The sequence below is a fragment of the Enterobacter sp. 200527-13 genome (assembly GCF_027924865.1).
Taxonomy (GTDB): domain Bacteria; phylum Pseudomonadota; class Gammaproteobacteria; order Enterobacterales; family Enterobacteriaceae; genus Enterobacter; species Enterobacter ludwigii.
The window spans coordinates 326,910-350,626 of the sequence record NZ_BSCM01000004.1 but is presented as its reverse complement, the minus strand read 5'-3'; the positions used below and the strand labels follow the sequence as shown (position 1 = coordinate 350,626).

The window sequence follows — 23,717 nt, the reverse complement described above, 5'->3', positions numbered from 1 at the left end:
GAAACAGGCCCCCTTTGGTTAAGGGGGCTTTTTTGTCCGCGGAACATACAAAAATGTTTATATAATTACTCACACATCTTCATCCGCTTCTGAAAAACAATGCGCCTGCTTTTCCCCTGAAACAGTATGTAAGGACAGTAAGATGATGAAAATGACCCGTATCACCCTGGTTGCTGCCTCGCTGGTGGCGTGCAGTTTTGCCGCACAGGCCGCTGACGTTGAAGCTGCCCCCTCTCCGGCGCAGGATCCGCTGGTGCAACACCTCAAGCTGAGCAACGATCAGATTAAGAAGATCGACGCGCTGCACCAGACGCTGGAACAAAATGTCAGCAAGATCCCGATGACCGGCGTGAAAGACGGGGCGCTGATCGAGATGTTCCAGACCGGGAAATGGGATGAAAGCACGGTGAAAAACCAGCTTGCCGCGTTCAGTAAAATTGAAGAGCAGACCCGCTATTACCGCGTCAAATACTACTTTGATGTCAGCCAGGTTCTGACAGCGGAGCAGCGTAAACAGGTGAAAACCGATATGGCGAACGCGCTGGCTAACTGATGACACACCCGCGCATGTCGCGGGTTTTTTATTTCTTGATCGGCATCACTTTTAGAAAAACCCATCGATTATTCATCATATCAGAGTAATTATTTCTCTCGCTTGCGAAAAGCCTTATAAATATTGTGACTTTTTTCTCCCGCTCTCCACGTATGATTTGTCCATTCCAATAACACACACCTGCAGCAGTCTGGCTCATTATCGCTGGTGGTCAGAATCCCATAAAAACAACTGGTTACCCTACAAAATAAGCGAGTGCCTTATGGATACGGCAACAAACAGCAGTGTGATTGTGAACGATTCACCCGCGGCAAAGCGGGCAGGGATGAGTGAAAGCGAGTGGCAGGAGGCCATTAAATTCGACAGCACCGATACGGGCTGGGTCATCATGAGTATCGGAATGGCCATCGGCGCGGGGATTGTTTTTCTCCCGGTACAGGTGGGGCTGATGGGACTGTGGGTGTTTCTGCTTTCGTCAGTGATTGGCTATCCGGCCATGTACCTGTTTCAGCGGCTGTTTATTAACACGCTGGCAGAATCGCCAGAGTGCAAAGATTATCCGAGCGTCATCAGCGGTTACCTCGGTAAGAACTGGGGCATCTTATTGGGTGCGCTCTATTTCGTGATGCTGGTTATCTGGATGTTCGTCTACTCCACCGCCATCACCAACGACAGCGCCTCCTATTTACACACCTTCGGCGTGACGGAGGGGCTGCTCTCTGAAAATCCGTTCTACGGTCTGTTCCTGATCTGCATCCTGGTGGCGATCTCCTCCCGTGGCGAGAAACTGCTGTTTAAAGTCTCTAGCCTGATGGTGCTGACCAAGTTATTTGTGGTGGCGGCGCTCGGGTTGTCGATGATTGGCCTCTGGCATTTAGCCAACGTGGGCATGCTGCCACCCGTGGGGCTACTCATTAAAAACGCGATTATCACGTTGCCGTTTACCTTAACGTCGATTCTGTTTATTCAGACATTAAGCCCGATGGTGATCTCCTATCGTTCACGCGAAAAATCGGTTGAAGTGGCGCGCCATAAAGCGCTGCGGGCGATGAACATCGCCTTCGCGATCCTCTTCGTGACGGTCTTTTTCTACGCGGTCTCGTTCACCCTGGCAATGGGGCATGATGAGGCGGTCAAAGCCTACGAACAGAATATTTCCGCACTGGCAATTGCCGCGCAGTTTATCAGTGGCGACGGTGCCGGCTGGGTCAAAATTGTCAGCGTTATCCTGAATATTTTTGCCGTCATGACCGCGTTCTTCGGCGTGTACCTGGGCTTTCGTGAAGCGACGCAGGGCATTGTGATGAACATTCTGCGCCGCAAAATGCCGGCAGAGAAAATCAACGAAAACACCGTACAGCGCGGCATCATGCTGTTTGCCATTCTGCTGGCATGGAGCGCGATTGTGTTAAACGCGCCGGTACTGAGCTTCACCTCTATTTGCAGCCCAATCTTCGGCATGGTGGGGTGTTTGATTCCGGCGTGGCTGGTCTACAAAGTGCCGGCGCTGCACAAATATAAAGGCGTGTCGCTGGTGATCATTATCATCACCGGTCTGCTGCTGTGTGTTTCTCCTTTCCTCGCGTTTTCTTAAGGGCAAACAAGGTCGTAACGATGTCAGAGCAAACTCAATCTTTATGGAATCAATTTATTCGGGCGGTGCAGGAGGAAGTTAAACCTGCACTGGGGTGTACCGAGCCGATCTCTCTGGCGCTGGCTTGTGCGATGGCCGCGGAGCTTCTGCCGGGTGACGTCACACAGATTGAGGCGTGGGTTTCACCGAATCTGATGAAAAATGGCCTTGGCGTGACGGTACCTGGCACCGGGATGGTCGGGTTGCCGATTGCGGCGGCGCTGGGGGCCATTGGCGGCAACGCGCACGCCGGACTGGAGGTACTGAAAGATGCCACTGCCGATGCGCTGGTGCGTGCCAAAGCGCTGCTGGACGCCGGCCAGGTGCAGGTCAAGCTGCAGGAGCCGTGCGATGACATCCTCTACTCCCGCGCCTGCGTTCACGCCGGACAGGCCGCGGCGATGGTGACCATCGCCGGTGGGCATACGCGGGTGGTGGAGATTGTCTGTCAGGGCGAAACCCGCTTTACGCTTGATTCTCAACCCGACGAGAGGAATGACGACCCGCTGGCGGTACTTTCAAACGCCACGCTATCGCAGATCCTTGAGTTTGTGGAGCAGGTGCCGTTTGACGCGATCCGCTTTATCCTGGCTGCCGGACAATTAAATGATGCGCTCTCCCGTGAAGGTTTAAGCGGAAAATGGGGGCTGCATATTGGCGCGACGCTCAATAAGCAGCGCGCTCGCGGATGGATAGCGCAGGATCTGGGCTCGGATATTGTCATTCGCACCAGCGCGGCCTCGGACGCCCGAATGGGCGGGGCGACGCTGCCAGCAATGAGCAATTCCGGATCGGGCAACCAGGGGATCACGGCCACCATGCCGGTTGTGGTGGTGGCGGAACATGTCCAGGCGGATGATGAACGCCTTGCCCGGGCGCTGATGCTTTCACACCTTTCGGCTATTTATATCCACGCCCAGCTTCCGCGCCTGTCAGCGCTGTGTGCGGCTACCACGGCGGCGATGGGGGCGGCGGCGGGCATGGCCTGGCTGATGGGCGGAAGCTATCAGACGCTCTCAATGGCAATCAGCAGCATGATTGGCGATGTCAGCGGGATGATCTGCGATGGCGCGTCCAACAGTTGTGCCATGAAGGTCTCAACCAGCGTCGGCAGTGCCTGGAAAGCGGTGATGATGGCGCTGGATGATTCGGCTGTAACGGGCAATGAAGGGATTGTGGCGCACGATGTGGAGCAGTCGATCGCGAACCTGTGTTCGCTGGCGTGCCGCGCCATGCAGGCGACGGACCGGCAGATTATTGAGATTATGGCACGTAAAGTGTAACGGTTTCCTCTCTCCCCGCCGGGGAGAGAGGATCATCGGGTGTTAAACCGGTAAATCAATTAACAGCGCGCGCAGCGGCGAATCAGCAACCAGCGTGATATTCGCTTCGTCGCGAATAAACGCCCCGTCACCGCAGGTGAGCGCTTCTTTCTCTTCCGTATGCGTCACCGCATGCACCGTACCGTGAATCGATTGCAGATAGGCGCGCGGACCATGAAGCTGGAAGCTCGCCTGTTCCCCTTTCTTCAGTTCGATATGGTGCAGCCACACCTGCTGGCGCAACTGCAGGCTGCCTTGACTGCCGTCCGGGGAGGCTATCAGCTGCTGCCTGTCGCCCGTCAAATCTAACTTCTGTACCAGCGGGTTTTCCCGCTCAGGGCAGGCATCCAGCCACAGCTGCATACGGGTCAGCGTTTTATCTTTGCTGAGGTTATGCTCGCTGTAACTGATGCCCGGCTGCGTGGAGATTAATAATGCTTCGCCGGCCTTCGCCTGGACATGATTGCCCTCGCTGTCGCGGTATTCTGCTTCGCCTTCCAGGATCAGGTTCAGGATATCGACTTTCGGGTACGTACGCGGCTGGAAGGACGCGCCTGGGGCGAGCACTTCCTGATTCAATACGCGCAATGAAGCGTAACCGAGCAGTTTAGGGTCAAAGTAGTGTCCAAAGGAAAAGGTGTAGCGGGCCTGCAGCCAACCGAAATCGGCTTGTCCGCACTGTTTAGCTGTTCTTGTCGTAATCATAAACTTGACCTCTCTTTACACTAAACAATGGTAAAGGTATGGACGCTTCATTGTTAGCCAGATATTCTGCCCGGTATGTTCAAATTTCCTGAATGAGAACGAGATGGCTAAAGAGAGAGCATTGACGCTTGAGGCGCTTCGCGTCATGGACGCAATTGATCGGCGTGGCAGTTTTGCCGCGGCGGCAGATGAACTGGGGCGCGTTCCGTCTGCGCTCAGCTATACCATGCAGAAGCTGGAGGAAGAGCTGGACGTGGTGCTCTTTGACCGCTCCGGTCATCGAACAAAATTCACTAACGTCGGACGGATGCTGCTGGAGCGTGGTCGCGTCCTGCTGGAAGCGGCGGACAAGCTGACGACGGACGCCGAAGCGCTGGCGCGCGGCTGGGAAACCCATCTGACGCTGGTGACGGAAGCGCTGGTGCCCACCGAGGCGCTGTTCCCGCTGGTGAACCGGCTGGCCGACAAAGCAAACACCCAGTTATCGATCATCACCGAGGTGCTGGCCGGGGCCTGGGAGCGACTGGAGACGGGCAGGGCGGATATCGTCATTGCCCCGGACATGCACTTCCGTTCCTCATCTGAAATCAACTCCCGCAAGCTCTACAGCGTGATGAACGTCTATGTCGCCGCACCCGATCATCCGATTCACCAGGAGCCGGAGCCGCTCTCGGAAGTGACGCGGGTGAAGTACCGCGGGGTCGCGGTCGCAGATACCGCCCGCGAGCGTCCGGTGTTAACGGTGCAGTTGCTGGATAAACAACCGCGTCTGACCGTCACATCGCTTGAAGACAAACGTCAGGCGTTGCTGGCGGGCCTGGGCGTGGCAACGATGCCGTATCCGTTTGTCGAAAAAGATATTGCAGAAGGGCGGCTACGCGTGGTCAGCCCGGAGTACACCAGCGAAGTGGACATCATTATGGCGTGGCGGCGCGACAGCATGGGTGAGGCCAAATCGTGGTGCCTGCGTGAAATACCCAAGCTCTTTGCCCATCACAACAAATAAAAAATCGAGCCCGGTACGCGAAACGCCACCGGGCTTTGTTTTATGCGTTGAGTTTTGGATCGGGCCCGAAGCGGTTTTCGCCCGGCGTGCCGGCCTGGCAGTTGAAGACCAGAATGACCAGCCAGCCCACAATCGGGATCAGCAGCAGCAGTAACCACCAGGCTGAACGATCGGTATCGTGTAGCCGTCGGAACAGTACGGCCCATGAGGGAAGCAGGACCAGCAGGCCGTAAATCGTGGTGAGAACACCTTCACCGCCGGCTCGTTCCCAGCCAAGAATTTTATCGATAATGCCCAGCACCATGATGAGGATGAAGTTCACCAGAACGAACATCCAGTACTCTTTACGGCGAGCGCGGCCACCAAATCCAATGTAGTTGCGCAGTACTTTTAAATACCAGTCCATTTTCCTTGCCTCATTAGTCAGTCAATCACTTGTTTTTTAAGCGATCGAGGTAAGGATAGATGGAGATTGTGAATTAAAAAAGGGCATCAATTGATGCCCTTGATATTTATCCGAAACGCACGTCGCGACCGTGCGGTTCATCCAGGTCTTGCCACGGGCCCACCGAGATAATACCCGTCGGGTTGATGGTCTTATGGCTGCGGAAATAGTGGGTGCGGATATGGTTGAAATCGACCGTTTCAGCAATGCCCGGCATCTGATAAATATCGCGCAGGAAACCGTACAGGTTCAGGTAATCGCTGATGCGGTGTTTATCACACTTGAAGTGGGTGACATAAACAGGATCAAAGCGAACCAGCGTTGTCCACAGACGAATGTCTGCTTCCGTCAGGCGGTCGCCCGTCAGGTAGCGATGCTGGCCGAGGATCTGCTCAAGACGCTCCAGCGATTCAAACACTTTTCCCACCGCGTCGTCATACGCTTCCTGGCTGGTGGCAAAGCCGGCCTTGTAGACCCCGTTATTCACGTTGTCGTAAATCCAGCTGTTCAACTCATCAATCTTATCGCGCAGCTCAACCGGATAGTAATCCCCGGCGCGGGCCCCGTGGGCATCAAACGCGGTGTTGAACATGCGGATGATCTCTGCGGACTCATTGCTGACAATGGTCTGGTTTTTCTTGTCCCACAGCACGGGTACGGTCACGCGTCCGGTGTAGTGCGGATCTGCGCGCAGATAGAGCTGATAGAGAAAATCGTGGTGGTAGAGGTCATCACCGGTGGCGGCCGGGAAATCACTGTCAAACGTCCAGCCGTTTTCCAGCATCAGGGGGTTGACTACCGAAACCGGAATTAAGGATTCGAGTCCTTTCAGCTTGCGCACAATCAGCGTGCGGTGCGCCCACGGGCAGGCCAGAGAAACATAGAGATGATAACGGTCTTTCTCAGCCGCAAAGCCGCCTTCGCCGCTTGGGCCCGGTGCGCCATCGGCGGTTAGCCAGTTACGGAAGGCCGAAACAGAGCGCTTGAAGCGTCCCCCGGTGGATTTGGTGTCATACCAGACATCCTGCCAGACGCCGTCTACGAGTTGTCCCATTTTTTTCTCCTCCGTCAATAAGCAAAAGCGAGGAGATATCTCCTCGCTTTGTGTTCATTCAGTATAGCGTGCTTACCACTTCTTATTCAGAACGCGGTCGATGCTGTATGCGCCTGGGCCAGTGATGGCCAGCAGCAGGAAGCCACCCGCGATGGTCAGGTTTTTCATGAACATCAGAGAGTTCACGCCTTCCGCAAAGTTACTGTGGAAGATGAACGCCGTCAGCAGGGTGAAGCCTGCGGTAAACAGTGCCGTGGTGCGGGTCAGGAAGCCGAACAGTACCGCCAGGCCGCCGCCGAACTCAAGGAGAATAGTCAGTGGCAGCAGGAACCCGGGAACACCCATGGCTTCCATGTATTGCTGCGTGCCCGCATAACCGGTGATTTTGCCCCAGCCTGCGGTGATAAACAGAACCGGCATCAGAATACGCGCTACCAGAACACCAACATCTTCTAATTTTTTCATTTTACTCTCCAAAAAACCACATCAGCGGCTGAACTTTATTTGTGTGCAAATTCGGGTAGATACCGCGTCTTTGCTGTTGATGGAGAGGAGTGTAAACGGGGCAGATGGGAATTGTTAGCAAGGAAAACTGTCAATCTTCTTCAAAGATATTGAGTAACGGGGAAGGGGGAAAGTGTGCCGGGTAAGCGAAACGCTACCCGGCATAAGAACTAACGCAGCTGTTGTTGACGAATCGTCGCTTTCACCAGACGCCAGGCGCTCCAGGCACCAAAGCCGCGGCGGGCCCAGCGGATCAGCATATTTGGATGACGAACCGTCCAGATAGCCATCACGCTGCTTCCGACCAGCGCCCATGAGCGCAGGCTCAGGAAGGTATTCCAGCCCCGGTCAAAACGACGCGTCGCGTCAACCCAGTCGCGACGACTGGCAGACAAATCCAGCCGTTGCTGCTGGATCTGACTGAGCAGGAATGCTTTTCGCTTCTGACGTTCGGCTTTATCGCTCACGGCTTGTCATCCTCCAGCAGGGCGCGATCGTTGGCCAGTTCCTGGCGCGTATGGCGCAGGAAAGTGGATTTGCGTGCTTTACGCATCGTCCATATGCCGCCAATCAATGCCGCAACCAGCAGAACAACGGTGGTGGCAATCATCGCATTGAGTCGATATTGCGGGTCAATGGCCCAGATGATTAACACCATCAGGCTCATCAGACCAAACGCGGCGAAGAGCATGGTAAGCCCGAGCATCAGCAGCATCTGGAAAAGGTTCGCTTTCTCCTCTTCCAGTTCAACCACTGCCAGTCGGACGCGCGTTTCGGCAATCCCGACCAGCGTCGTCAGAATACGCTGGCCGATGCCGAGGACGTTATTAGCAGGCCCTTGTGCGTGACGAGGATCTTCCATATTAACGACGCGTCAGGAGGACACCCAGTACCACACCTACCGCGGCACCAATCCCTACACCCGTCCACGGATTATCGCGAACATATTCGTCCGCGCGAGCTGCCGCTTCGCGGGTCTGTTTCGCCAGTGCATCACCGGTTTCACCCAGGCGATAACGGCTCTCTTTCAGCGCCTGCTCAGCTTTGCTGCGCAGTTTGCTGACCTCTTCTTTTGACTTATCTGCAGAGGAGTTCAGCACCTCTTCCAGGGTATCGGCCAGGGATTTCAGTTCAGCGCGCAGATTTTCAGACGTCGTATCTTTTGACATGATTCTCTCCTGTTGAGATTTCCGTTAACTCAATAATCGCGAGCTTCCAGCGCTTTCAGGTCGTCCTGCGCTTCTTTCAACTTCTTCTCGCGCTTAGCAATTTTTTCCGCATCCCCTTTCTCTTTCGCTTCCTGCAGGTCGTGACGGCGCTCGGCTATCTCGTCCTTCTGTTCAGCGATTTTTTTCTGGTGATCGGCACGTAGCTTGCTGTCAGAACAGTTCGCTTTCACTTCGCTCAGCGCTTTTTTGAGACCCTCAACACGATGCTGATTGTTATGCTTTTCGGCATAACTGATCTCACGCTGAATATCCTGTTCTTTCTCCTGACAGAGAGAGTTGGCGAAGGACGCTGTGCTTAAAGAAAAAAGGGCCAGAGCCAGAGTAATGCGGAATTTCATTATCGAAACCTTCCATTGTGTTGCGGCGTGAGCCGCTATCCAGAGTCAAGCGGAGTACATTCATGGGGTGCTCCGCGTACTTAAGCATAGTAAGTAAACGGGGGATTCACCAAAGTGAGTGAAAAGATTCGGAATCCTGGTAATTATCCAAATCTATGCGACGAATCGCGAATCAGTGACAGCCAGGCTGCAGGCTGGTTGTCATCTTCCTGCTGGGCAATGATATAACCGTGCGGCAGCGTACGGTCGAGCACCACTTTCGCGGCGGCACTTTGCGCACGGGAATCAAACTTAATCAGTAAAACATCGTCCTGCGGGGTGATGCTCTTAAAGCGGATGCCGTTGGCATCAAGATGATGCCACACCGAAAAACCGTCAGGCACGCTGACACCCTGACTCACCGGACGAATGGCCAGCGTCGATTCCTGATGCGAAAGCGTCGTCCAGGCCAGGAACATGAGGCTGAGCAACCCCAGGGCAATCATGGCCACGGCAAAACGGCGCACGGCAAGCGGTGAGATAACCATCGTTAACCTCTGGCCCCGTATTTCTTCTTCCACAGCACCACCAGCGAACCGACCAGACCAAAGACCAGCAGAACCACCGGTAACAGCATCAGGCAGGACATGAGCTGATCTTCATATTTCATGAAGACCGGCGTTTTGCCCAGCGCATAGCCCAGCGTGGTCAGGATCAGAACCCACAGCAGGCCGCTCATCCAGTTGAAGAACTGGAAACGGGTGCTGCTTAATCCGGAAAGACCCGCAATGGTAGGCAGCAGGGTGCGTACAAAGGCGATGAAACGGCCGATCAGGAGCGCGGAAAGACCGTGCTTATGGAAAAGATGGTGCGCCCGCTGGTGATAATGCGCAGGAAGGTGGGAGAGCCAGTTCTGCACCAGACGCGTATTGCCCAGCCATCGTCCCTGGATATAGCTCACCCAGCAGCCAAGGCTGGCGGCGATGGTCAGTAATAAAATGGTTTGCGGAAAGGCCATTGCCCCTTTGGCACACAGCACGCCGACGAGCACCAGTAAGCTGTCGCCAGGTAAAAAGGCGGCAGGCAGTAAACCGTTCTCAAGGAACAGAATCATAAATAAGGCGAAGTAGAGCATGCCAATCATGGAAGGGTTGGCCAGCGTTTCAAAATCCTGCGCCCAGAGGGCATGCAGTAGTTGGGTCAAAAGTTCCATTCAGTGTTCCTGGAAATCGGTTAACGTCACGCCTGTTATCCGGGACAAACAGCACGGCGACATTGTTGTGATTTCATTATGGTCGCTCGCGGACACATTGAGGTGTGGCCAACACTGTTCCCTGTTAATTGGCTGGTTAGCAAGCACTAACTTACAAAATAACGAATTGAATCCAATTGTAACAAAGCCCAAGGTTCTGCGTCACAGAATTTGCAGGGGTGTGATGATTTTGGCGTAAGCCATGGAGGGGAGCGAGGGGATTTACAAAGGCTGACACTATATATGTTTTGCTTACCCACCTCTGCCAGAAGGCGCAGCGAAGCGCCTGCCAGCGAAAAGGTCAACTATTTTGCCGCACTGGCTGCCGTATCGAGATGAACGACAGGATTATCGGCAAAAAGATAGCGGTCAGCGTTAAATTCGAAGTCATCGCTGGTTTCATTGAACAGCATCTGCTTGGTGTTTTCCAGGTGCTGCCACATCGCCAGTTTTGCCGCATGGGGATCTTTGCGAATCAGCGCTTTAAGGATCTGATCGTGATCGTCGCACCAGTTATCCACGGTGCGGGAATCGATGTGATCGTGCAGTTTTTTCCAGTACGGGTTGTGAACGCGCTGAGTCCACATTTTTTCCACGATTGCCGCCAGCGCCGTGTTTTGCGTTGCCAGCGCGACCTGAACGTGGAACTGCAGGTCCCACTCTGAATCACGGAAACATTTTTCCTTGCGCGCGTTTTCCTGGATTTCCATCAGCTTCATGATGTCCTGCTTGGTCACCTGAGTCGCTGCAAATTCCGCAATATTGCTTTCGATAAGCTGGCGCGCCTGGAGCAGTTCAAACGGACCGTAGCTGGCGAATTCGAGACTTTCGTCGGCGACCGGGGAGTGTTTCGGCTGATTAGAAATCACGTGAATGCCGGAGCCTTTGCGAACTTCAACGTAGCCTTCCACTTCCAGCATGATAATCGCTTCACGCACCACGGTGCGGCTTACGCTTTTTTCATCAGCGATAAAGCGCTCAGCGGGGAGTTTATCACCGACAAGGTAGACACCTTGCTCGATGCGATCTTTCAGCTCGGCAGCAAGTTGTTGATATAAACGACGTGGTTCGGTGATTTCCATATGCGCTCCAGGCAGGGTACGGCGGATTATTTGTTATACCACTTTTGCGTGCCAGTCTCCAGATTTTGCCATGAAAAAAGCCGCCCGGAGGCGGCTTCTGTGACATCAGGAGGGGCGCTAACTTTGCGTTGCCGGTCCCCCCAGGGACTCTTTTAGCACCTCTTCTGCCGACTTACTTTTCAGCACCGTCCAGATAACCACTGCACCCATCAGGTCGAAGATAGCCAGTACGGCAAACAGCGGGCTGAAGCCGATGGTGTCCGCCAGCGCACCGACCACCAGAGCAAACAGGGTGCTCGCCGTCCAGGCAGCCATACCGGTCAGGCCGTTAGCGGTAGCCACTTCGTTACGCCCGAAGACGTCAGAAGAGAGTGTAATCAGCGCGCCGGACAGTGACTGGTGAGCAAAACCACCGACGCACAGCAGGGCGATTGCCACATACGGGCTGGTGAAAAGGCCGATCATGCCCGGGCCAATCATCAGCACTGCGCCCATCGTCACGACCATTTTACGGGAAACGATCAGGTTCACGCCAAACCAGCGCTGGAACAGCGGTGGCAGATAACCGCCCACGATACAGCCCAGATCGGCAAACAGCATTGGCATCCACGCGAACATCGCAATCTCTTTCAGGTTAAAGCCGTAGACCTTAAACATGAACAGCGGGATCCAGGCGTTGAAGGTCCCCCAGGCGGGTTCGGCGAGGAAGCGCGGCAGGGCGATACCCCAGAACTGACGGGTACCCAGAATCTGCCAGACCGTCATTTTTTTGCCGTTGTTGGTCTGATGCTGAGCTTCCTGACCCCCAATGATGTATTCGCGTTCGTCTTCAGACAGTTTTTTCTGATCGCGCGGGTGTTTATAGAAAATCAGCCACGCCATGGCCCACGCAAAGCTCAGTACACCAGAGATAATGAACGCCATCTGCCAGCTGTGCATCACGATAGCCCACACCACCAGCGGTGGTGCAATCATCGCACCGATGGAAGAACCGACGTTGAAATAGCCGACGGCAATAGAACGCTCTTTCGCCGGGAACCACTCAGAGCTGGCTTTCAGCCCGGCCGGGATCATTGCCGCTTCCGCCGCACCTACCGCACCACGTGCCAGCGCCAGACCGCCCCAGCTGCCCGCCAGCGCCGTGGCGCCGCAGAAAATAGCCCAGGCGATGGCGAAGAAGGCGTAGCCGATTTTGGTCCCGAGAATATCCAGAACATAGCCTGCGACAGGCTGCATGATGGTGTAAGCCGCGGAATAAGCAGCAATGATGTAGGAATATTGCTGAGTGGAGATATGCAGCTCTTCCATCAACGTCGGGGCTGCGGCTGCCACGGTGTTACGTGTCAGGTAGCCCAGCACGGTGCCTAACGTCACCAGTGCGATCATATACCAACGTAACCCTTTAATTTTACGCATCTAAAACCTCATCGTTATGTTAATTCCGTGCCTTGCACGGCAACCTCTCGACCGTGTCCGGGAGCGGTTGTGTAACGGGAGGGGCATAACCGGGAGATGTCCCGGAACGGCCCGAACCTTGCCATAAGTAAGCGTGCATAAGTCGGTATCCGTACCGTTAAAACCGATGTTTTCACACCGGGAATGCATTCCGTCGGCTTAGTGTTTGCGACGGCGAAAAGATAACTTGTCATACAACTTTAAAAGGTGAGTGACATCACAAATGCATGATTATTTGTAGGGACATTATGTGTTACGGATAAAGCCAGTTCTGGCGCGGCCTGGCGAAGGGTTTACCTCATTTGAGGTAATTAATTTGTCTGCGTTTATTGATCTAACTCACGAAAAAATGTTCTGTCTCTGGAAATTGGTGTGATAACTTTGCAGCATCTGAGCATAAGCTTTCTGACGCTCTCGTTACGAGGAAGACGATAATGACACCGTTTATGACCGAAGATTTTCTGTTAGATACCGAATTTGCTCGCCGCCTGTACCACGACTACGCCAAAGACCAGCCAATTTTCGACTACCACTGCCATTTACCGCCGCAGCAGGTTGCCGAAAATTACCGTTTCAAAAACCTGTATGACATCTGGCTGAAAGGTGACCACTACAAATGGCGTGCGATGCGCACCAACGGCGTGGCGGAGCGCCTGTGTACCGGTGATGCAAGCGACCGCGAGAAGTTTGACGCCTGGGCGGCGACCGTTCCGCACACCATCGGCAACCCGTTATATCACTGGACGCACCTTGAGCTGCGCCGTCCGTTCGGCATCACCGGAAAGCTGCTCTCCCCGGCTACCGCCGATGAAATCTGGGATCGGTGCAATGAATTACTGGCGCAGGATACCTTCTCCGCCCGCGGTATCATGAAGCAGATGAACGTGAAGATGGTGGGGACCACTGACGATCCGATTGACTCCCTGGAACATCACGCGGTGGTCGCCCGCGATACCTCGTTTGATATTAAAGTGCTGCCAAGCTGGCGTCCGGATAAAGCCTTTAATATCGAACAGGCGACGTTCAATGATTACATGGCGAAGCTGGCGGAAGTGTCTGACACCGACATTCGTCGTTTTGCAGACCTGCAGAGCGCGCTGACCAAACGTCTGGACCACTTCGCGGCACACGGCTGTAAAGTCTCTGACCACGCGCTGGATGTGGTGATGTTTGCGGAATCAAATGAAGCTGAGCTTGATAGCATTCTGGCACGTCGCCTGTCCGGTGAATCCCTGAGCGAGCACGAAGTGGCACAGTTCAAAACGGCGGTGCTGGTCTTCCTCGGTGCGGAATATGCTCGCCGCGGTTGGGTGCAGCAATACCACATTGGTGCCCTGCGCAATAACAACCAGCGTCAGTTTAAACTGCTGGGCGCGGACGTGGGCTTCGACTCCATCAACGATCGCCCGCTTGCGGAAGAACTCTCTAAGCTGCTGAGCAAACAGAACGAGCAAAATCTGCTGCCAAAAACCATTCTCTACTGTCTGAACCCGCGCGATAACGAAGTGCTGGGTACCATGATCGGTAACTTCCAGGGTGAAGGTATGCCAGGCAAGATGCAGTTCGGTTCCGGCTGGTGGTTCAATGACCAGAAAGACGGGATGGAGCGTCAAATGACGCAGCTGGCGCAGCTGGGTCTGTTAAGCCGCTTTGTGGGCATGCTGACCGACAGCCGTAGCTTCCTTTCTTACACGCGCCACGAATATTTCCGCCGCATTCTGTGCCAGATGATTGGCCGCTGGGTGACCGCGGGTGAGGCCCCTGCCGATATTCAGCTGCTGGGCGAAATGGTGAGAAACATCTGCTTTAACAATGCGCGCGACTACTTCGCCATTGAACTGAACTAAGGCCGTTTGAGGTTGATATGCAATACATCAAAATCCATTCGCTGGATAACGTTGCCGTCGCGCTGGCGGATCTGGCCGAAGGTGAAGTTGTCACCGTTGATAACCAGACGGTAACCCTGCGTCAGGCGGTGACTCGCGGGCATAAGTTTGCCGTGAAGCCGATCGCCCAAGGAGACAACGTTGTTAAATACGGTCTCCCGATTGGTCATGCGCTGGCGGATATTGCGCCGGGTGAGCATATTCATTCCCACAACACCCGCACCAATCTGAGCGATCTGGACGAGTACAGCTATCAACCTGATTTAGCGGCGGAAGAAGCGCAGGCGGCGGATCGCGAGGTACAGATCTACCGCCGGGCGAACGGTGAGGCGGGGATCCGCAACGAGCTGTGGATCCTTCCCACCGTCGGCTGCGTGAATGGGATCGCGCGTCAAATCCAGACGCGTTTCCTGAAAGAGACCCACGACGCCGAAGGTACGGACGGTGTGCACCTGTTCAGCCACACCTACGGCTGTTCTCAGCTTGGCGACGACCACATCAACACCCGCACCATGCTGCAAAACATGGTCCGCCACCCGAACGCGGGCGCGGTGCTGGTGATTGGCCTGGGCTGCGAGAACAATCAGGTGGATGCGTTTCGCGACACGCTGGGTGAGTTTGACCCCGAGCGCGTGCACTTTATGGTGTGTCAGCACCAGGATGATGAAGTGGAAGCGGGCATTGAGCACCTTCACCAGCTGTATGAGGTGATGCGTCACGACAGGCGTGAGCCGGGCAAGCTGAGTGAGCTGAAGTTCGGCCTGGAGTGCGGCGGGTCTGATGGCCTGTCCGGGATCACCGCGAACCCGATGCTGGGCCGCTTCTCAGATTATGTGATCGCCAACGGCGGTACGACGGTGCTGACAGAAGTGCCGGAAATGTTCGGCGCTGAACGTATTCTGATGAGCCACTGTCGCGACGAAGAGACGTTTGAGAAGACCGTCACCATGGTGAACGACTTCAAACAGTACTTTATCGCCCACAACCAGCCGATTTATGAAAACCCGTCTCCGGGTAACAAAGCGGGCGGGATCACCACGCTTGAAGAGAAGTCTCTCGGCTGCACGCAAAAAGCGGGTGCCAGCCCGGTGGTTGATGTCCTGCGCTACGGTGAACGTCTGAAAACGCACGGTCTGAATTTGCTCAGCGCACCGGGTAACGATGCGGTTGCGACCAGCGCGCTGGCCGGCGCCGGCTGCCACATGGTGCTGTTCAGCACCGGGCGCGGGACACCGTACGGTGGCTTTGTGCCGACGGTCAAAATCGCGACCAACAGCGAGCTGGCAGCGAAGAAAAAACACTGGATCGACTTTGATGCAGGCCAGTTAATCCACGGCAAAGGGATGCCGCAGTTACTGACGGAATTCGTGGATACCATTGTAGAGTTTGCCAACGGCAGACAGACCTGTAACGAGAAGAATGACTTCCGCGAACTGGCGATCTTCAAGAGTGGCGTGACGCTGTAAGTGTGGTGCGGGTGATGCCCTCAACCCTGTGGAGAGGGTCAAACACTAAAACGGCAACCTTCGGTTGCCGTTTTGCTTTACGTTTGTCACCGGGCTTTTGTTTACCCGCGTAACGCGTTCTTCGCTAAACGCGCGTCTTCCGCCTGGCATGCCGCTGCGGTGAACAGCACGTCCGTTGAGGAGTTCAGCGCGGTTTCGCAGGAGTCCTGCAATACACCGATGATAAAGCCGACGGCCACTACCTGCATGGCAATCTCATTCGGGATACCGAACATATTGCACGCCAGTGGGATCAGCAGCAGCGAACCACCCGCCACACCCGATGCACCACACGCACACAGCGACGCCACCACGCTCAACAACAGCGCCGTGGGCAGATCGACCGGAATGCCCAGCGTATGCACAGCCGCCAGCGTCAGCACGGTAATGGTAATTGCCGCACCCGCCATATTCACGGTCGCACCCAGCGGGATGGAAACCGAGTAGGTGTCGCGATCCAGATTCAGCTTCTCCGCCAGCGCCATGTTAACCGGAATGTTTGCCGCAGAACTGCGGGTGAAGAACGCATACACACCGCTCTCGCGCAGGCAGGTTAACACCAGCGGATACGGGTTACGGCGGATCTGCCAGAACACCAGCAGCGGGTTAATTACCAGCGCAACCAGCAGCATGCAACCAATCAGTACCACCAGCAACTGCGCATAGCCCAGCAGTGCGCCAAAGCCGGTGGTCGCCAGTGTGGAAGAGACCAGACCGAAGATGCCGATTGGCGCAAAGCGAATCACGATTTTGACCATAAAGGTCACGGCGTTCGACACGTCGTTGACCAGGTTTTTCGTTGTTTCGTTGCCGTGACGCAGGGCAAAACCAAGACCGATCGCCCAGACCAGGATGCCGATGTAGTTAGCGTTCATCAGTGCCGTAATCGGGTTAGAGACCATGCTCATCAGCAGGCCGCGCAGCACTTCCACAATACCGGATGGCGGGGTGATATCACCCGCAGCGCTGGTCAGGTGCAGCGAGGACGGGAACAGGAAGCTGAAAACGACGGCTGTTAAGGCTGCAGAGAAGGTGCCCAGCAGATACAGGAACAAGATAGGGCGAATGTTGGTTTTTTGTCCGTGTTGATGATTGGCAATTGACGCCATGACCAGCATCAGCACCAGCACCGGTGCCACGGCTTTCAGTGCGCCAACGAAAAGGGTGCCAAGCAGCCCCGTCGCTTCCGCAGCCGGTTTTGACACCATTGCCAGCAGAATCCCCAGTACCAGCCCTACCAGAATTTGTTTAACGAGACTGCCTTGCGCCAGGCGCGCAAAGAGACCAGTTGATTGTGTGCTCATAAAAATTCCTAAGTGAAATTGCGTTCCATCCTTTATGTGCTCTAAGTCACATTTATGTCCGGATGTAAGAAAATGTTTGCCTGGTTGAGTATAGGGAAACCGGATGCGGAGGGAAGCGTAAAATGCTGCATTTTACGTGTTGTGTCATAGTTTTTAACTATTCATTTACAAAAGTGTGCTGGCCCTCTCCCTGGGGGGAAGAGGGCCAGCGTAAAGGCAGCAGGAAGGACCGTAATTACCCCACCTGTTGCTTCTTATCGTGCTGACGATTAACCCAGGTATTGATAAGCAACGTCACGATCAGAATGCCAAACACCACACCGAGTGAGATAGCGATAGGGATGTGGTAGAAATCGACAATCAGCATCTTGATACCGATAAACACCAGGATCACCGACAGACCATATTTCAGCATTGAGAAGCGCTCAGCCGCGCCTGCCAACAGGAAGTACATGGCACGCAGACCGAGGATGGCGAACAGGTTAGATGTCAGCACAATGAACGGGTCAGTGGTGACCGCGAAGATAGCCGGAATGCTGTCTACCGCGAAAATCACATCGCTCAGCTCAACCAGAATCAGCACCAGCAGCAGCGGCGTGGCAAAAAGCAGGCCGTTCTTACGCACGAAGAAGTGCTCGCTCTCGATCTTGTCGGTCATGCGCAGATGACCACGGATCCACTTCACCAGCGGACGGTCGCCAATGGCGGAGCCATCTTCTTTTGCCAGGGCCATTTTGATCCCGGTGAACAGCAGGAATGCGCCAAAGACATACAGCAGCCATTCGAACTGCGTAATCAGCCAGCTTCCGGCGAAGATCATAATCGTACGCAGGATAATCGCACCCAGCACGCCGTACACCAGCACGCGACGCTGCAGGGCCGCAGGCACGGCAAAGTAGCTGAACAGCATCAGCCAGACGAAGACGTTATCGACCGCCAGGGCTTTTTCAATCAGATAGCCGGTGAGGAACGCGAGCGCCTGAGGATCGGCAACCGCGCGGCCTTCCGTTGAGGCCAGGTACCACCAGAAGGCAGCACAGAAGAGCAGGGAGAGGGTGACCCACACCAGTGACCAGGCCGCAGCCTGTTTCATGGTCATGCCATGTGCGCCGCGACGCCCCTGCAAAAAGAGGTCGATCGCCAGCATGATGAGCACGACAACCGCGAATCCGCCCCACAACATGGGAGTGCCGACAGAATGCATACTATTTTCCTTACACATAAAAAACAAAAACGGCCATGGTCAGAAGACGATAGCCGTTAGCTTTTTATGCATAGACCTCGCCTTCCGGCAAGGTCTCACTTACAACCAAAAAGACGGGCTTTTTGGTTGCCCGGCGACCGGATGCGGTTTTGCACGCATCGTAATGACGATCCACCGGCAAGGAAGTTACTCCCCTTTGCAGGTAACAAAATATGTCAGACCAGTGATTTCGTCAATGGTCTGCACCGTTTCATTACACAGCTTTACGCGATAGCTTCTGCGCCCACGCCATCTGCAGGGAAGACCACGCCGGTTTGACGGCGGATCTCGGTTTGCAGTTTCGCCGTGGTGCGGCTGACCGCCAGCCCAGGGTGATTCACTTCGTTGTCTTCCACCAGACGGGCGAAGACCTCTGCCTCATAGAGCATAGTGTTAATATGCTGAGGCTGCGTCAGCTCCTGCGCTTTGCCGCCGCGTGGGACAATGCTCAGCTTCTGACACTCGGAAATCTTCTCGATAACCAGTGAGCCCGCTTCGCCCTGAATTTCGCTGGGCAGAACGGAATCGCTCACCTTGGAGTGCTGCAGCGTAACGCTGAAATCACCGTAATCCAGCACCACGATGCCGTGCGCATCCACACCGCTTTCCAGCAGGCTGGCCGTGGCGGTGACGCCGTGCGGCTCGCCCCACAGCGCCACGGCAGAGGCCAGACAGTAAAAACCGATGTCCATAATCGAGCCGTTAGAGAAGGCAGGGTTAAAGGTGTTCGGGTTTTCCCCGTCCAGATAACGCTGATAGCGCGACGAGTACTGGCAGTAATTAATAAACGCTTTACGCACTTTGCCAATCTTCGGCAGAGACTGCTGTAACAGCAGGAAGTTTGGCAGGCTGGCGGTTTTGAACGCTTCGAACAGCACCACCTGATTGTCGCGGGCAAGCTGAATCGCGGCTTCCACTTCCTGAATGTTCGAGGCCAGCGGCTTCTCGCAAATCACATGTTTTTTATGGCTAAGAAACAGCGACGTTTGCGGAAAGTGCAGGGAGTTTGGGCTGGCGATGTAGACCGCGTCAATGGCGTCACTTTGCGCCATCTCATCGAGCGACGTGAACAGATGTTCAACCAGATAGTCGTTCGCGAAACTCTGCGCCTGCTCCAGGCTGCGGGAATAGACTGCGGTGAGCTTAAATTTGCCGGTTTCATGGGCGGCGTCGACGAACTGGCGGGTGATCCAGTTCGTGCCAATAACTGCGAAACGTATCATAAACGTTTACGTACTCCGTAGCAGGGAACCTTTAGCCACTGTAGCACGTGATTATTGCAAAACCACTGCGCTACTGCGCATTACTCTTTAACGATAAATGCGTAAGCCATAAGCGGGTATCGAACTCCAGCTGGTGGTACTGCGGCTCCATATGGCAGCACAGAGAGTAGAAGGCCTTGTCGTGCTCTTTTTCCTTCAGGTGTGCCAGCTCATGCACCACGATCATCCGCAAGAACGCTTCCGGCGCGTGACGAAACACGGTAGCAACGCGGATCTCCGCTTTCGCTTTGAGCTTGCCGCCCTGAACACGGGAAACGGCAGTGTGCAGGCCGAGCGCGTTTTTCAGCACATGGATCTTGTTGTCGTACATCACCTTATTGATGGGTGGCGCGCTCTTCAGATAGGTGTTTTTCAGATCCTGGGTATACTGCCAGAGCGCCTTATCGGTCGCGAAGTCATGCGTACCCGGATAGCGTTTTTCCAGCACCGCGCCCAGCTTTTGCTCGGCAATTAAGCTGCGAACCTGAGAAAGTAAGTTCTCCGGGTAGCCCTGGAGATAAGTTAGTTGGTTCATCAACGCCCCAATTTGACAATAAAACGGGTATACTCACGCACCCTTTTCAGGGATAACGCCGAAATTTTACCATTCAGGAGGGCCGATGAGCCACTTAGACAACGGTTTCCGTTCACTCAACCTAAAACGTTTCCCGGAAACGGACGACGTTAACCCGCTTCAGGCGTGGGAAGCGGCGGATGAATATCTGCTGCAACAGTTGGATGACACTGAAATCAGCGGCCCGGTTTTGATCCTGAATGACGCATTTGGCGCGCTGGGCTGTGCTCTGGCAGAACACACGCCTTACAGCATCGGTGATTCCTACCTGAGCGAGCTGGCGACGCGGGAAAACCTGCGCCACAACGACATCGACGAATCCAGCGTTAAGTTCCTCGACAGCACCGCGGACTACCCGCAGGCGCCGGGCGTGGTGCTGATCAAAGTGCCAAAAACAATGGCGCTGCTGGAACAACAATTGCGCGCACTGCGCAACGTCGTAACCCCACAAACGCGTATTATCGCGGGGGCCAAGGCGCGTGATATCCATACCTCAACGCTGGAACTGTTCGAGAAAGTGCTCGGCCCAACCACCACGACGCTGGCCTGGAAAAAAGCGCGTCTCATTAACTGTACTTTCAGTGCCCCGGAACTGGCCGACGCGCCAGAAACCCTGAGCTGGACGCTGGAAGGCACTGACTGGACAATCCACAACCACGCGAACGTCTTCTCCCGCACCGGCCTTGATATCGGGGCGCGTTTCTTTATTGAAAATCTGCCGGATAACCTGGAAGGCGAAATCGTCGATCTGGGCTGTGGTAACGGTGTGATTGGCCTGACGCTGCTGGCGAAGAACCCTGAAGCGAGCGTTGTATTTAGTGATGAGTCGCCGATGGCGGTGGCCTCCAGTCGTCTGAACGTTGAAACCAACATGCCGGACGCGCTGGATCGTTGCGAGTTTATGATTAATAACGCGCTGTCGGGCGTTGAGCCGTTCCGCTTTAATGCCGTGTTCTGTAATCCCCCGTTCCACCAGAAACACGCCCTGACGGATAACGTCGCCTGGGAGATGTTCCACCATGCACGCCGCTGCCTGAAAATTAACGGCGAGCTGTATATCGTGGCGAACCGTCACCTGGACTACTTCCACAAGCTGAAGAAAATCTTCGGTAACTGCACCACGGTTGCCACCAACAACAAGTTCGTGGTGCTGAAATCCGTCAAGCTGGGTCGCCGCCGCTAACGCGGGGCGCTGAGTTTACACCGGCCTGCCTCGCGTGCAGGCCCGGTGAGCGTTGCGTCACTCAGAGACTCAAGGCCAGCGTTGTCCCCTGCGCAATGGCGCGTCGTGCATCCAGCTCCATCGCCACGTCGCATCCGCCGATCAGGTGTACCGTTTTTCCCGCCTCACGTAGCGGATCCACCAGATCGCGCTTCGGCTCCTGACCCGCACACAAAATCACATGATCCACCTGCAGCAGCTGCGGCTCACCGCCGATCAGCACGTGCAGCCCCGCATCATCGATCTTCTGATAGCTCACCGACGGTATCATCTTCACCCCGCGAGAGAGCAGGGTTGCGCGATGGATCCAGCCCGTGGTTTTGCCCAGGCCTTCACCGGGTTTGCTGGCTTTACGCTGCAGCATGACGATCTGACGCGGGCTTTTCGGCAGCTGGGGTCCTTCCGGTCGCAAGCCGCCGGACTGGTTAAGGCTGGTGTCGATACCCCATTCCACGCAGAAGTCGGCAATGTTCTGGCTGGTGGGTTCGCCGGGCTGACTTAAGTACATCGCGGTATCGAACCCGATCCCGCCGCAGCCGATGATCGCCACTTTTGCCCCCACCGGCGCTTTGTCACGCAAAACGTCCAGATAGCTCAGGACTTTCGGATGATCGATGCCCTCGATCGCAGGCCTGCGTGGTGCGATCCCGCTCGCCAGGATCACCTCATCGTAATCCATTACATCCGCCGGATTTACAAACTGGTTGAGGCGAAGATCCACGCCCGTCAGGTCGATCATTCGGCGGTAATAGCGCAGGGTTTCGTAAAATTCTTCTTTGCCCGGGATCTGTTTGGCGATATTGAACTGCCCGCCAATCTCAGCGGCGGCATCGAATAACGTCACGCTGTGGCCGCGCGAGGCGGCATTCACCGCAAACGCCAGACCCGCCGGGCCGGCACCGACCACGGCCAGGCGTTTTTTATGCACCGCCGGGAAAATCGGCATTTTGGTTTCGTGGCAGGCGCGGGGGTTGACCAGACACGAAGTGACCTTGCCAACAAAAATCTGATCCAGACAGGCCTGATTACAACCGATGCAGGTGTTAATCTCATCTGCACGCCCGCTCTGCGCTTTGGAAAGCAGCTCGGCATCTGCAAGGAACGGACGCGCCATGGAGACCATGTCGGCATCACCGGCGGCGATCACATTTTCCGCCACTTGCGGGTCGTTAATGCGGTTAGTGGTCACCAGCGGGACAGACACTTTCCCTTTCAGCTTGCGCGTGACCCAGCTGAACGCCGCGCGTGGCACCGGCGTGGCGATGGTCGGAATACGCGCCTCGTGCCAGCCGATGCCGGTATTGATGATGGTCGCGCCGGCGGCTTCAATCGCCTGCGCCAGCTGCACGGTTTCGTCGAACGTCCCGCCGCCTTCCACCAGGTCGAGCATCGACAGGCGGTAGATCATAATAAAATCCGCCCCGGCACGTTCACGCACGGCGCGCACCACTTCCACTGCAAAGCGCATGCGGCGCGCGTAATCGCCACCCCACTCATCGTCGCGCTGGTTTGTGCGGGCCGCGAGGAATTCGTTGATCAGGTAGCCTTCCGAGCCCATCACCTCAACACCGTCATAGCCCGCTTCACGCGCCAGCGCTGCACAGCGGGCGAAGTCGTCAATCAGCGTCAGGATCTCATCGTGGCTGAGGGCATGGGGCGTAAAGCGGTTAATCGGGGCCTGAATGGCCGACGGTGCGACCAGATTCGGTTGATAGCTGTAACGCCCGGTGTGCAGGATCTGCAGGGCAATTTTCCCGCCCTCCCGGTGAACGGCGTCAGTGACCACGCGATGATGCGGCAGCTGGCTGGCATCGTTCAACACCGCACCGCCTTCCATCCCCACGCCAGAAGGCGCAGGGGCCACCCCGCCGGTAACAATCAGCGCCACCCCGTGACGTGCGCGCTCGGCATAGAAGGCCGCCAGACGTTCGGCCCCGTCCGGATGTTCTTCAAGCCCGGTATGCATTGAGCCCATCAGCACGCGGTTTTTAAGGGTGGTGAACCCCAGATCGAGGGGGGCAAATAACGACGGGTAGTGGCTCATAGTCTCTTCCAGTGTAAAATTATTGTTATGTGGTCGGATGAGTTACTAATTTAGCCAGCGATGAGTAAAAGGGAAAAGGGGAATGCGGCGATTGTGATGGGATTCAAATATTGGTGTGGC

24 protein-coding genes are annotated in these 23,717 nt (G+C 55.4%); 7 read left to right on the top strand and 17 right to left on the bottom strand.

What is annotated here, in order from left to right:
- The first annotated feature begins 142 nt into the window (after nt 1-142).
- From QMG44_RS16480 to QMG44_RS16470, 3 genes are all read left to right on the top strand, one after another.
- A complete protein-coding gene (locus QMG44_RS16480; protein WP_014171738.1) occupies nt 143-553 on the top strand; it encodes a Spy/CpxP family protein refolding chaperone in 411 nt (136 codons plus the stop codon).
- Between the two features lie 262 nt (nt 554-815).
- Nucleotides 816-2,147, top strand: a complete 1,332-nt coding sequence (locus tag QMG44_RS16475; RefSeq protein ID WP_025202948.1) for an amino acid permease — start codon at nt 816-818, stop codon at nt 2,145-2,147.
- Between the two features lie 20 nt (nt 2,148-2,167).
- Nucleotides 2,168-3,469 carry a serine dehydratase subunit alpha family protein gene (locus QMG44_RS16470; protein WP_086532080.1) on the top strand — a complete coding sequence of 434 codons (1,302 nt, stop codon included), beginning with the start codon at nt 2,168-2,170 and terminating at the stop codon, nt 3,467-3,469.
- A gap of 42 nt (nt 3,470-3,511) precedes the next feature.
- Here the strand turns inward: QMG44_RS16470 and QMG44_RS16465 are convergent, their stop codons facing one another.
- Complete coding sequence (locus QMG44_RS16465; RefSeq protein WP_014171735.1) at nt 3,512-4,213, bottom strand: pirin family protein; 702 nt, start codon at nt 4,211-4,213, stop codon at nt 3,512-3,514.
- A 103-nt stretch (nt 4,214-4,316) separates the two neighbouring features.
- Between QMG44_RS16465 and QMG44_RS16460 the strand changes: the two genes are divergently transcribed.
- The gene (locus tag QMG44_RS16460; RefSeq protein ID WP_014171734.1) at nt 4,317-5,219 is read left to right on the top strand and encodes a LysR family transcriptional regulator; all 903 of its coding nucleotides are present in this window, start codon (nt 4,317-4,319) and stop codon (nt 5,217-5,219) included.
- 40 nt (nt 5,220-5,259) lie between these two features.
- Here QMG44_RS16460 and QMG44_RS16455 read toward each other — a convergent pair whose 3' ends face one another.
- From QMG44_RS16455 to QMG44_RS16405, 11 genes are all read right to left on the bottom strand, one after another.
- Nucleotides 5,260-5,625, bottom strand: a complete 366-nt coding sequence (locus tag QMG44_RS16455) for a DUF805 domain-containing protein (protein ID WP_014171733.1) — start codon at nt 5,623-5,625, stop codon at nt 5,260-5,262.
- A 106-nt stretch (nt 5,626-5,731) separates the two neighbouring features.
- Nucleotides 5,732-6,718: a glutathione S-transferase family protein gene (locus QMG44_RS16450; protein WP_020883573.1), complete on the bottom strand. Its 987-nt coding sequence runs from the start codon at nt 6,716-6,718 to the stop codon at nt 5,732-5,734.
- Between the two features lie 72 nt (nt 6,719-6,790).
- On the bottom strand, nt 6,791-7,183 hold the full coding sequence (locus QMG44_RS16445) for a DoxX family protein (protein WP_006178691.1): 393 nt from the start codon (nt 7,181-7,183) through the stop codon (nt 6,791-6,793).
- A gap of 209 nt (nt 7,184-7,392) precedes the next feature.
- Nucleotides 7,393-7,689 (bottom strand): YqjK-like family protein, encoded by a 297-nt coding sequence (locus QMG44_RS16440; RefSeq protein WP_020883574.1) that lies wholly within the window; start codon nt 7,687-7,689, stop codon nt 7,393-7,395.
- A complete protein-coding gene (locus QMG44_RS16435) occupies nt 7,686-8,084 on the bottom strand; it encodes a phage holin family protein (RefSeq protein ID WP_013098867.1) in 399 nt (132 codons plus the stop codon). The genes QMG44_RS16440 and QMG44_RS16435 overlap by 4 nt, the downstream gene beginning before the upstream one ends.
- Before the next feature lies 1 nt (nt 8,085).
- Complete coding sequence (locus QMG44_RS16430) at nt 8,086-8,391, bottom strand: YqjD family protein (RefSeq protein WP_003862645.1); 306 nt, start codon at nt 8,389-8,391, stop codon at nt 8,086-8,088.
- A 29-nt stretch (nt 8,392-8,420) separates the two neighbouring features.
- Nucleotides 8,421-8,789 carry a DUF1090 domain-containing protein gene (locus QMG44_RS16425; protein ID WP_014171729.1) on the bottom strand — a complete coding sequence of 123 codons (369 nt, stop codon included), beginning with the start codon at nt 8,787-8,789 and terminating at the stop codon, nt 8,421-8,423.
- A gap of 143 nt (nt 8,790-8,932) precedes the next feature.
- Complete coding sequence (gene mzrA / locus QMG44_RS16420; protein WP_020883575.1) at nt 8,933-9,316, bottom strand: EnvZ/OmpR regulon moderator MzrA; 384 nt, start codon at nt 9,314-9,316, stop codon at nt 8,933-8,935.
- A 2-nt stretch (nt 9,317-9,318) separates the two neighbouring features.
- Complete coding sequence (gene yqjA, locus QMG44_RS16415) at nt 9,319-9,981, bottom strand: DedA family general envelope maintenance protein YqjA (RefSeq protein ID WP_281853205.1); 663 nt, start codon at nt 9,979-9,981, stop codon at nt 9,319-9,321.
- Between the two features lie 344 nt (nt 9,982-10,325).
- Nucleotides 10,326-11,102, bottom strand: coding sequence for a transcriptional regulator ExuR (gene exuR / locus QMG44_RS16410; protein WP_014171726.1), 777 nt, complete (start codon nt 11,100-11,102; stop codon nt 10,326-10,328).
- 117 nt (nt 11,103-11,219) lie between these two features.
- The gene (locus QMG44_RS16405) at nt 11,220-12,518 is read right to left on the bottom strand and encodes an MFS transporter (protein ID WP_014171725.1); all 1,299 of its coding nucleotides are present in this window, start codon (nt 12,516-12,518) and stop codon (nt 11,220-11,222) included.
- Between the two features lie 473 nt (nt 12,519-12,991).
- On the opposite strand from QMG44_RS16405, the gene uxaC reads away from it, so the two are divergent.
- On the top strand, nt 12,992-14,404 hold the full coding sequence (gene uxaC, locus QMG44_RS16400) for a glucuronate isomerase (RefSeq protein ID WP_040018780.1): 1,413 nt from the start codon (nt 12,992-12,994) through the stop codon (nt 14,402-14,404).
- 17 nt (nt 14,405-14,421) lie between these two features.
- Nucleotides 14,422-15,909, top strand: a complete 1,488-nt coding sequence (locus tag QMG44_RS16395) for a UxaA family hydrolase (protein WP_281853204.1) — start codon at nt 14,422-14,424, stop codon at nt 15,907-15,909.
- A gap of 101 nt (nt 15,910-16,010) precedes the next feature.
- Here QMG44_RS16395 and sstT read toward each other — a convergent pair whose 3' ends face one another.
- The 4 genes from sstT to QMG44_RS16375 all read right to left on the bottom strand — a co-directional run bounded on the left by sstT (nt 16,011) and on the right by QMG44_RS16375 (nt 20,292).
- A complete protein-coding gene (gene sstT / locus QMG44_RS16390; RefSeq protein ID WP_047355842.1) occupies nt 16,011-17,252 on the bottom strand; it encodes a serine/threonine transporter SstT in 1,242 nt (413 codons plus the stop codon).
- Between the two features lie 235 nt (nt 17,253-17,487).
- On the bottom strand, nt 17,488-18,456 hold the full coding sequence (locus QMG44_RS16385; RefSeq protein ID WP_079231657.1) for a TerC family protein: 969 nt from the start codon (nt 18,454-18,456) through the stop codon (nt 17,488-17,490).
- A 263-nt stretch (nt 18,457-18,719) separates the two neighbouring features.
- Nucleotides 18,720-19,718 (bottom strand): Gfo/Idh/MocA family protein, encoded by a 999-nt coding sequence (locus QMG44_RS16380; RefSeq protein WP_014171720.1) that lies wholly within the window; start codon nt 19,716-19,718, stop codon nt 18,720-18,722.
- A 70-nt stretch (nt 19,719-19,788) separates the two neighbouring features.
- Nucleotides 19,789-20,292, bottom strand: coding sequence for a YgjP-like metallopeptidase domain-containing protein (locus tag QMG44_RS16375; protein ID WP_025202954.1), 504 nt, complete (start codon nt 20,290-20,292; stop codon nt 19,789-19,791).
- Between the two features lie 85 nt (nt 20,293-20,377).
- Between QMG44_RS16375 and rlmG the strand changes: the two genes are divergently transcribed.
- Entirely contained in the window at nt 20,378-21,514 is a 1,137-nt protein-coding gene (gene rlmG, locus QMG44_RS16370; protein ID WP_020883578.1) for a 23S rRNA (guanine(1835)-N(2))-methyltransferase RlmG, read from the top strand.
- A 61-nt stretch (nt 21,515-21,575) separates the two neighbouring features.
- Here the strand turns inward: rlmG and QMG44_RS16365 are convergent, their stop codons facing one another.
- A complete protein-coding gene (locus tag QMG44_RS16365) occupies nt 21,576-23,597 on the bottom strand; it encodes an NADPH-dependent 2,4-dienoyl-CoA reductase (RefSeq protein ID WP_281853203.1) in 2,022 nt (673 codons plus the stop codon).
- Between the last annotated feature and the right edge of the window lie 120 nt (nt 23,598-23,717).